Genomic DNA, 9,764 nt, shown 5'->3' with positions numbered 1-9,764 from the left:
GCCCCACTCCCCCCCCCGCTCCGACCGCGCCCCACCGGCGCAACCCCCCCGGGTGGGGGCCCCCCCCGGGCGGGGGCCGCCCGCGGGCGCCCCCCGCGGGGGCACGGCCGCTCCCGGTCAGACCGCGCGGGTCGGCGGCAGGAAGTCCCTGACGTGACTGCGGGTCCAGCAGGCCCCCGTCTCCCGCAGCTCCCGGCCCGAGGTGAACGCGTAGCGGAACAGCCGGGCGCGGACGTGGCGCGGCGGGGCGTCCGGCGGGAACGGCGAGTGCCGCAGCAGCCGCAGGGTGTCCGGGTCGCCCGTCAACAGCCGTTCCACCAGGGCGCCGAACCACGGGTGGGCGTACGCGGGGGAGAGGGCGGCGAACCACATCAGCCAGTCCAGCCGCAGGTGGTACGGAGCGAACTGGCGGGGCCAGCGCCGGACGTCCCCCGGCTTGCCCCGGAACTCGTACGCCAGCCAGGTGCCGTCCGCCCGGGGCACCGGATCGGGGGTGCCCTCGATGACGATCTCGTACCGCACCCGGCTCACGCTGCCGAACGCACCGTAGCTGTTGACCAGGTGCAACGGGTCGAACGAGCGGTTCATGACCTGCCGCCGGGACACCAGGTTGCGCACCGGACGGTAGCTGCGCACCAGGACCAGGGCCGTCACCGCGCACACCACGACCACGTACCAGAGCGGGGCGCCCGCCGGGGCGGGGGCCGTCGTGGGCACCGACAGTGCCGAGGGGTCCAGTACCGAGACCGCCAGCGCGATCGTCAGCCAGTTCAGCCAGGCGAAGTTGCCCGAGAGGACCAGCCACAGCTGGGAGACGATCATCGCGACCGCCGCCCAGCCCGCCACCGGCTGCGGAGCGAACAGGAACACCGGCACCACGAGCTGCGTCAGATGGTTCGCCGCCGCCTCCACCCGGTGCAACGGTCGGGGCAGCCGGTGGAAGAACCAGCTCAGCGGGCCCGGCATCGGCTGCGTCTCGTGGTGGTGGAACAGACAGGTCAACCGCCGCCAGCACGCGTCGCCCCGCAGCTTGATCAGCCCCGCACCGAACTCCACCCGGAACAGCACCCAGCGCAGCAGGAACAGCACGAGCACCGGGGGCGCCACCTCGTCGTTGCCCAGGAACACCGCGAGGAACCCCGTCTCCAGCAGCAACGACTCCCAGCCGAACCCGTACCAGGTCTGCCCGACGTTCACCACCGACAGGTACATCACCCACGGCACCGCCCACAGCAGCATCGCCGCCCACAACGGCAGCAGCCCGTCCACGCCCGCGACCAGCGCCAGGGACACCGCGCAGCCGGTCCACGCCCACAGCGCGTAGAACCGGTCCGAGTAGTACAGCTGGAACACGCTCGGGGCCCGCCGCGCAGGGGTCCGCGCCACGTACCGGCGCACCGGGAGCATCCCCCGGTCGCCGAGCAGCGCACGGAACTGACGGGCCGCACCGAGGAAGGCGCACAGGTACACCACGGCCAGCATGCGCTGGAAGACCAGCCGGGCCGGCCCGTAGTCGGGTTCCGTGAACCACTGCACCCGTCCATTGTGGAGTCCGTCACTCCCGGTGGGCCGGTGGAGCGCGGAGAATCCCCCGACAAGTCGAACATCCGGACAAGTGGTGGCAAGGTGGGCCCATGGTTGAGCGGGGAGCGAGAGACCCGTCACTTCCGGACGACTGGCCCGCCGAACCGGCAGCGATCCTGTCGTCCAACCGCATGGGCAGCTTCGACTGGGACCTCGACAGCGGACGGATGCACCTCGACGCGGCGGCCTTCGTCCTCTTCGCCCAGGCTCCCGACGCGTTCGACGGTCGTCCCGGAACGCTGTCCGCACGGGTCCCCCCGGTCGACGCGCACCGCCTGGACTCCCGGATCGCCCAGGCGATGAAGAAGGGCAGCGACGGTTACGCCGGCTACTTCCGGGTCCGTCACCGGGACGACACGCTGCGCTGGACCCACGTCCAGGCCCACATCCAGCGGGACGGCACCGGACGGCCCCGCCGGATCGTGGGCATCGTCCGGGACGCCGCCCTCGAACTCAGCGACGGCCCCACCCGCACCTCCCGACCGCCCGCCCGTCCCGGTCGCGGCACCAGCGTCGTGCAGCTCGCGACCGATGCCCTCGCCCACGCCCGTACCGTCCAGGACGTCATCGACGCGCTCAAGGACTCCCGGGGCCTGACCCACCTCGGTGCCACCAGCCTGGTCCTCGGGCTGGTCGAGGCCGGCCGCATCCGACTGGTCGCCGAGGGCCCCGCCGGGAGCTTCGTGCCCGGCACCCGGGTCACCCGCGTCGACGAGCCCTACCCCATGAGCGAGGTCGTGCGCACCCTCGCCCCGCGCTTCATCGAGTCGCCGGAGGAGTTCGCCGAGTCGTACCCCGTCCTGTGGCCGCACCTCACCGACCTGGAGATCACCTCGGCCGCCTATCTGCCGCTGATCGCGCAGGCCAGGCCGATCGGCGCACTGGGACTGCTCTACCACGACCGGTACGGCTTCTCCGAAGAGGAACGGGACGTGCTGGTCGCCCTCGGCAGCAGCATCGCCCAGGGCCTGCGCCGGGCGATGTTCTACGAACAGGAGAAGGACCTGGCGACCGGCCTCCAGCGGGCGATGCTGCCGCGGACCATCCCGGCCGTACCCGGCGCCGACCTCGCCGTGCGCTACCGTTCCGCCTCCCTCGGCCGGGACGTCGGCGGCGACTGGTACGACGTGATCCCGCTGCCCGGCGGCCGGGTCGGTGCCGTCATCGGGGACGTCCAGGGGCACGACACGCACGCGGCGGCCGTCATGGGCCAACTGAGGATCGTGCTGCGCGCCTACGCGGCCGAGGGACACACCCCGGCCACCGTCATGGCCCGTGCCTCCGCCTTCCTCGACGAACTCGACACCGAGCGCTTCGCCACCTGCCTGTACGCCGAGGTCGACCTGTCCACCGGGGTCGTGCGGCTGGTGCGCGCCGGCCACCTCGACCCGCTGGTCAGACACACCGACGGCACCTGTCGACGGCTGCCCGTCGAGGGCGGGCTGCCGCTCGGACTGTCCGCCGAGTTCGGGCGCCTCGACTACCCGGTCACCACCGCGGAACTCGACCCGGGCCAGACCCTCGTCCTGTGCACCGACGGCCTGGTGGAAACCCCCGGCACCGACCTGGACGACGGCCTGATGGCCCTGACCGCCCTGGTGGAGGAAGGCCCCCGGGACATCCAACGGCTCGCCGACCGGCTCTGCGGCACCGCCCACGAACGCGGCGGCGACGACGACGTGGCGCTGTTGCTGCTGCGCCGGCTGGGGGTGGGCGCCCCGCAGTCCGGTGGCCGCCTCCAGCAGCGCGTGCTGCCGGGGGACCCCGAGGGGCTGCGCGGGGCGCGCCGGATGATCCGGTCCGCGGTCGTTGCGTGGGGTGCGGGGAACCGGGCCGACGACATCGAACTCGTCGCCGACGAGATGGTCACCAATGCGCTGATCCACACCGAGGGTCCCGCGGTCGTCACCCTCCGGGTCCTCGCGGACGCGGAGCGCCGCTTCCGGGTCGAGGTCGAGGACCCCTCCAGCGCGCTGCCCCGACGCCGGGACGCCGGGGACGAGGGGGTCTCCGGCCGCGGGCTGCTGCTGGTCGACCGGCTCGCCGACACCTGGGGCGTGGAGTCCCGCGGCAGCGGCAAGTGCGTGTGGACCGAGTTCGCCGTCGCCCCCCGCCCGGCGCCCGACTGACCGCCCGCCCGCTCGCTCGTCCGCTCGCTCGCCTGGCGCGCCGGCCCGGCCCGGAGCCTGCCCGGCCCGGTGCCGCCGGCCCGTCGTGCCACCCGGACGGGCGGGCCACCGCCCCGCGTGTGACGCTGAAGCCATGCCCGAGCTGCCCGAGGTCGAAGCCCTCAAGGACTTCCTCACCGACCACCTGGTCGGCCACGAGATCGTCCGCGTCCTCCCCGTCGCCGTGCACGTCCTGAAGACCTACGACCCGCCGCCCTCCGCACTGGAAGGACACACCGTGAACGCGGTGCGGCGGCACGGCAAGTTCCTGGACCTCGCCACCGAGGGCGGTCCCCACCTGGTGACGCACCTCGCCCGCGCGGGCTGGCTCCACTGGCGCGACCGACTCCCCGACGGACCGCCCCGGCCGGGCAAGGGCCCCCTCGCGCTGCGCGTCGCCCTGGAGACCGGCCAGGGCTTCGACCTCACCGAGGCCGGCACCCAGAAACGGCTCGCCGTCCACGTGGTGGACGACCCGGAGCAGGTCCCCGGCATCGCCCGGCTCGGCCCCGACCCGCTCGCCGAGACCTTCGACGAGCCGGCCTTCGCCGCGCTGCTCGCCGGGGAGCGGCGCCAGCTCAAGGGCGCCCTGCGCGACCAGAGTCTGATCGCCGGCATCGGCAACGCCTACAGCGACGAGATCCTGCACGTGGCCAAGATGTCCCCCTACAAGCTGGCCGCCTCGCTCACCGACGAGGAGACCGCGCTGCTGTACGCCGCGGTGCGCAGCACGTTGGGCGAAGCGGTCGAGCGGTCCCGCGGGGTGGCGGCGGGGCACCTGAAGGCCGAGAAGAAGAGCGGACTGCGGGTGCACGGCAGGACGGGTGAACCGTGCCCGGTCTGCGGCGACACCATCCGCGAGGTGTCCTTCCGGGACTCCTCGCTCCAGTACTGCCCCACCTGCCAGACCGGCGGCAAACCGCTGGCGGACCGCCGGACGTCCCGCTTCCTCAAGTAGCCCCACGGAGCCGCGCCCCGGGCCCGCCCGGCTCCGGGTGGCCCGGGGGCGTACGCCCCCGGGCGGATGCCCCGGCGGACGGACGTCCCTATGATCGGGCCATGACCACCGCCCCGATCCGCGCCCCGTGGGCCCGGCGCCCACCAGCGGTCGTCGGGGAGGCCCTGGCCTGGTGCGCCGCGCTCGCCTACCCCGTGGTGCTGCACGTCGCCGTGGTGTCCGAACCCGAGCCCACCGGGCTGCGGTTGCTGCCGCTGCTCGCGTGCGCCGTGCTGCCCCTCGCCCTGGTCCTGCGCCGGCCGCTGCCCGCGTGGGGCCTGGTCCTCACCGCCTCGTTCCTCGCCACCACGACGGCGGCTTCCCGGGTGGCGGTGACGCCCTGGGGGTGGGTGCCCGCGCCGGTGTGGCAACTCGGCTACCTCCAGGCACTGGTGGCGGACCTCGTCGTCGCCTGGATCGTGGCCACCCGTCCCGGAGTGCTGCGCATGCTGCTGACCGCCGGGCCCACCTTCGCCGTACAGGCCGTCGGTGCCTCCTACTACCGCTCCGGCTCCGACGCCTACGTGTCCACCCTCGCGTTCCTGGCGCTCGCGCTCACCGTCGCCTGCACGGTCGGCCATCTCGTCCACGAGCGCCGCCGGCACGCCGAGTCGGACCGGAGCCGCACCGCGGAACTCGCGGTCAGCGCCGAACGGTTGCGCATCGCACGGGAACTCCACGACATGGTCGCCCACAGCATCGGCGCCATCGCCATCCAGGCCGGGGTGGGCCGCCGGGTCATCGACAGCCGCCCCACCGACGCCAGGGACGCGCTGACCGCCATCGAATCGACCAGCCGTGAGACGCTCGCCGGTCTGCGGCACATGCTCGGGGCGCTGCGCCAGGCCGACCCCGAGGGACCGCCCCTGACCCCTGCGCCCACCCTCGCGGACCTCGACCGACTGGTCGCCCACGCACGGGACGCCGGTGTGCGGGTCGACCTCGTGCACTCCGGTGCACAGCGCCCGCTGTCCGCCGATGTGGAACTCGCGGCCTTCCGCATCGTCCAGGAAGCCCTCACCAACGTCATCCGGCACGCGGCCGTCCCCGAGTGCCGGGTGTCGGTCGACTACGGCGACGGGGCACTGACCGTGACGGTCACCGACGACGGCCGGGGCACCGCCGGAGAGCCGGGCCGGGGCTACGGCCTCACCGGCATGCGGGAGCGCGCGACCCTGCTGCGCGGCAGCTGCACGGCCGGACCCCGCCCCGGCGGCGGCTTCCGGGTGACGGCCTGGCTGCCCGTACCCGTGGGCGTCCGGTGATCGGCTCCGGAGAGGGACCGCCCCCCACGGCGGGGGAGTGGCCGACGCCGCAGGTCGGGGTGCTCCTCGTGGACGACCAGCCCCTGGTGCGCGCCGGGTTGCGGGTGCTCATCGCGGACAGCCCCGGACTGACGGTCGCCGGGGAGGCTACCTGTGGCGAGGACGCCGTCCGACTCGCCGCCGACCTGCGCCCGGACGTGATCGTGATGGACATCAGGATGCCCGGCATGGACGGCATCGAGGCCACCGGTGCGATCATCCGCGGACCCGGCGCGGCCCGGGTCCTGATCCTCACCACCTTCGACGACGACGCCTACGTGTACGGCGCCCTGCGCGCCGGGGCGAGCGGGTTCCTCGTCAAGGACATGGACCTGGACGAGATCCTGACGGCCATCCGCGTGGTGGCGGGCGGCGAGGCGCTGCTCGCGCCCCGGGTCACCCGCCGCCTCATCGAGGAGTTCGCCGCGCGCCCCGAGCCCGCACCGCCCCTCCCGGCGGCCCGTGGGATCACCGAGCGGGAGCGGGAGGTGCTCACCCTGGTCGGTGGCGGCCTGTCCAACCACGAGATCGCCGACCGGCTGGTGATCAGTCCCGCCACCGCCAAGGCGCACGTGGGCCGGCTGTTCACCAAGTTGGGCGCGCGGGACCGGGTGCAACTCGTCATCATGGCGTACGAGTACGGTCTGGTGGCGCCGTCCCGGTGAGGGCTCGTCGCCCCGCACGGGTCACGGTCACCAGGGGCGTCCCGTCCCCGTCGCGGATCTCGAACCGTGCGATGTCCGCACGGTGCAGTCCGGTGCCGCCCCGCGGATCGGCGGCCGACCCGCCGCGGTGGGGGACCGTCCAGGTCAGCACGGTCTGGGTGGTGCCGTCCCGACCCACGGCGACGAGTGCGCAGACGGCCGGCCCGGGCACCTTCGCCGGGGCGAGAGCCACCTCGGTGCCCCAGGACCGGTCGACGAGCGTCAGCCGGGCCCGCACTCCGGTCGCCGGGTCGGTGGCCTGCCAGGTCCGGGCCACCGGCGCCACGGGTGCCGGTGTGCGCCGGATCGGTTCGGCGAGTGCGTACGCCCCCACGGGTGCCGTGACGATCAGTGCCGTGACGATCGACGCCAGCCGTAGCCGTCGGCCCCGGGCCCGGCCGCGCAGGTCGGCCACCTCGTCCAGGAGCCGGACGAGCAGGGCGCCCGTGGGGCGTTCCAGCGGCGGCCGGGCGCGGGGGCGCGGCCCTGCGTGGGGCGCCAGCAGCGCGGCCAGGCGGGCGAAGTCACCGAGCAGCACCGTGCAGGGGACGCAGTGGGCGAGGTGTTCCTCGAAGTGGAGGGTGTCGGCGGGTTCCAGGGCGTCGAGCGCGTAGGCGGCGACGTCCCGGTGCCGCTGCTGCGGGCTCATGGGGGTCCTCGGGATCGAAGGCGGGGCCGTCCTCGGATACGGAACGGCCGCCGCGTTCGCTCAAGGGCCGCGCCGTTCGTGTGCCGGGGCGCACGGACGGCGGGTCGGACGCGTGGTCAGAACAGGTGGATGGCCAAATGGCCGAGGGGGACACCGAGTTGCCAGGCGGGGGTCCAGACCTGATCGCTCTCGTCGACCGACAGCTCGCTCCGTCGCCAGGCCAGCCCCGTGTCGAGGTCCGGGGCGAGGAGTTCGGTGTGCTCCAGCCAACGCCAGGCGGCCTCGGCGAGACGGAGGTCGGGGTTGGTACGGCGTCGTGCGCGCTCCTCGGCGGCGAGGCTGGTCAGACGTTCGCGCACCCACTCCTGCCAGGGGTGGCCGTAGGCGGTCAGTGAGAGCCATTCGTCGAACTGCGAGACGACGCGGATGCCCGACAGTTCGTCGTTGAGGTCCGAGAGGTAGGCGGTGAGGGCGAGCGTCTGGCGTCCGGCTCGGAACTCCAACGTGCTGGCCGGGACGAGGTCGCCGGTGCGGAGCACTTCGTCGGCGATGTACTCGGCGTACAGCCAGGCCATGGGGATCACGAGTTCGTCGCCACTCGTGCCGTTCGTCTTGTCGGGCAGCACCGTTCCACCTTTTCTTGGACCTCTGCGTGCTCACGGACCCCGCGCCGGTTCCGGCGAGGGGCCCGCACCGTGAGACACGCTGTCGGGTCCGGCTTCACTCACGTTGACTCTGTGCTTTCGCGGGTGGCCTGCCGGGGTTCACCCGTCCCCGGGCGGCAGGCCACAGGTGTGACGCACGGGGCGGGGAGCCCCGACGTCCGGTCGGCCGAGCCCTCACATTACGGCCGTCGGTGGCGGAATGTGATGGTGAAGCGTGAACCTCCTGGGCCGGCGGACGTCACCGGGCCCGGCCAACTGCTGGCGGGTCGGGGCGTTCAGAGGCCCTTTCAGATGCCCGCAACCGTCCCGGAGGGCGCAGATGGGCCTTCCCGTCGCATCCGACGCACGGGAACGACCCATTCCGCTACGGAGCGTCGCGTTACCGGCACGTGCGGGGGTTGAAGCGCGAACCATCGTCACGCACCGAGAGGGCGGTGAGTGAAACGTGAGATGCGTCACACCGATGCCTTTCGGTGTGCCGTGGCGGCCCCGGAGCCCTGGCCCGGCTGCCGGGGACGGCCGACCGCGCGGCCTCGCGGACGGGCGGGGCCACGCGGGTGCGGTGGGGCCGTGGGTGGGGTCGCGCCCCTCCGCGGAGACGATCACGCTCCTCTACGGGGTCACGTCGGCGGGCGTGACCCGTCATGGTTGTCCCGATCGGCTTGCGACTCCCGCTCCGCCGCCTCGGCGACCTGCTTGATGCGCGCCAGCCGTCGGTCCCAGTCGGCGGCGAGCGAGGCCATCCACTGCGCCGTCGCGTCGAGCGCCGCGGGTCGCACCGTGTAGCGCACCTCGCGCCCGATGCGGCCGCCGCTCACCAGTCCGGCGGCGTCCAGGACCGCGAGGTGCTTGACCACGGCCTGACGCGAGACGGGGAGGTGTCCGGCGAGCGTCGTCGCGGTGGCCTCGCCCTCGGCGGCGAGCCGTTCGAGCAGTCGGCGCCGCGTCGGGTCGGCCAGGGCGGTGAGAACGGTGTCGACCGCCTCGACGGCGCCGCGGGGTCCGTCCGTCACGCGGAGGGCTGTTCGGCGCGCGTCTTGAGCGCGTCGAGTTCCTGGGGCCAGCCGATGCTGTTGTCGCTGACCGCCCGGTCGCGCAGTTCCTGGGACCCGGTCAGTGCCGCGAACCCGCTCTCGACCACGCGCAGCCGCGTCTTGTCGCCCTCCGGCGTCAGTGTGAACTCCACGAGGGTGCTGTTGTCCTCGCGCAGTTCCTCCCCGGGGAACGCGCTGGCCCAGCGGTAGGCCAGGTAGGTCGGCGGCTCGACCTTCTCCACGCGCACCGGGAAGTCGCCGTACTCCGGGTTCTTCGTCATCAGCTCCTCGCCTTCCCTGGCCACGGTGCCGGGCAGGCTCGCCTTGTCGGCCACCCAGAAACCGGGCTCGGCCACCAGGGGCCAGACCCGCTCCAGGGGGGCCTCGATCAGGGTTTCGCTTTCGATCCGGTCCTGGCTCATCAGGGGACTCCTTCGCGGTCGGCATTTGATGCAACTACAGAGTTGCACGTCGCCCTCTTGAGTGCAACCTGAGAGTTGCGTCTCGATCGGTTCGTGTGTGGGTGCGGGCCCGCGTGCGCGTGGGGCGCGGAGGTGCGGCAGGGCGGACGGTCGGCTCCCTCCGGGAGGGGGTGGGTGGTTCGTGCGTCCCATCGGGTGACCGGGCGGCGCGGTGAGTTGCTGCCCGCTTTCATTACT

At 73.5% G+C, this 9,764-nt stretch carries 9 protein-coding genes; 4 read left to right on the top strand and 5 right to left on the bottom strand.

Translation table 11 applies throughout. The features are described 5' to 3' along the window. Positions 1 to 117: 117 nt before the first annotated feature. On the bottom strand, positions 118 to 1,536 hold the full coding sequence (locus tag ACFYOU_RS29340) for a lipase maturation factor family protein (RefSeq protein WP_391309766.1): 1,419 nt from the start codon (positions 1,534 to 1,536) through the stop codon (positions 118 to 120). A 98-nt stretch (positions 1,537 to 1,634) separates the two neighbouring features. Here ACFYOU_RS29340 and ACFYOU_RS29335 point away from each other — a divergent pair, with 98 nt between their 5' ends. The 4 genes from ACFYOU_RS29335 (at position 1,635) to ACFYOU_RS29320 (ending at position 6,718) form a co-directional block, all read left to right on the top strand. After that, on the top strand, positions 1,635 to 3,713 hold the full coding sequence (locus ACFYOU_RS29335) for a SpoIIE family protein phosphatase (protein ID WP_391309764.1): 2,079 nt from the start codon (positions 1,635 to 1,637) through the stop codon (positions 3,711 to 3,713). A 133-nt stretch (positions 3,714 to 3,846) separates the two neighbouring features. After that, the gene (locus tag ACFYOU_RS29330) at positions 3,847 to 4,710 is read left to right on the top strand and encodes a DNA-formamidopyrimidine glycosylase family protein (RefSeq protein ID WP_391309762.1); all 864 of its coding nucleotides are present in this window, start codon (positions 3,847 to 3,849) and stop codon (positions 4,708 to 4,710) included. A gap of 101 nt (positions 4,711 to 4,811) precedes the next feature. Then, on the top strand, positions 4,812 to 6,014 hold the full coding sequence (locus tag ACFYOU_RS29325) for a histidine kinase (RefSeq protein WP_391309760.1): 1,203 nt from the start codon (positions 4,812 to 4,814) through the stop codon (positions 6,012 to 6,014). A gap of 68 nt (positions 6,015 to 6,082) precedes the next feature. Beyond that, positions 6,083 to 6,718, top strand: coding sequence for a response regulator (locus tag ACFYOU_RS29320; protein WP_391309758.1), 636 nt, complete (start codon positions 6,083 to 6,085; stop codon positions 6,716 to 6,718). Here the strand turns inward: ACFYOU_RS29320 and ACFYOU_RS29315 are convergent. The 4 genes from ACFYOU_RS29315 to ACFYOU_RS29300 all read right to left on the bottom strand — a co-directional run bounded on the left by ACFYOU_RS29315 (position 6,678) and on the right by ACFYOU_RS29300 (position 9,527). Continuing rightward, positions 6,678 to 7,406, bottom strand: a complete 729-nt coding sequence (locus ACFYOU_RS29315) for a zf-HC2 domain-containing protein (RefSeq protein WP_391309756.1) — start codon at positions 7,404 to 7,406, stop codon at positions 6,678 to 6,680. The two genes, ACFYOU_RS29320 and ACFYOU_RS29315, sit on opposite strands and share 41 nt — an antisense overlap. A gap of 116 nt (positions 7,407 to 7,522) precedes the next feature. Next, positions 7,523 to 7,981 carry a hypothetical protein gene (locus tag ACFYOU_RS29310; RefSeq protein WP_389764548.1) on the bottom strand — a complete coding sequence of 153 codons (459 nt, stop codon included), beginning with the start codon at positions 7,979 to 7,981 and terminating at the stop codon, positions 7,523 to 7,525. A 710-nt stretch (positions 7,982 to 8,691) separates the two neighbouring features. Beyond that, positions 8,692 to 9,084 carry a metalloregulator ArsR/SmtB family transcription factor gene (locus tag ACFYOU_RS29305; protein WP_391309754.1) on the bottom strand — a complete coding sequence of 131 codons (393 nt, stop codon included), beginning with the start codon at positions 9,082 to 9,084 and terminating at the stop codon, positions 8,692 to 8,694. Then, positions 9,081 to 9,527: an SRPBCC domain-containing protein gene (locus tag ACFYOU_RS29300; RefSeq protein WP_389764509.1), complete on the bottom strand. Its 447-nt coding sequence runs from the start codon at positions 9,525 to 9,527 to the stop codon at positions 9,081 to 9,083. The genes ACFYOU_RS29305 and ACFYOU_RS29300 overlap by 4 nt, the downstream gene beginning before the upstream one ends. Positions 9,528 to 9,764: the final 237 nt, after the last annotated feature.

The organism is Streptomyces sp. NPDC005955, from assembly GCF_042871255.1.
Taxonomy (GTDB): Bacteria; Actinomycetota; Actinomycetes; order Streptomycetales; family Streptomycetaceae; genus Streptomyces.
Note: the sequence above shows the minus strand (reverse complement) of the source record. Positions and strands in the feature narration are given on the sequence as shown.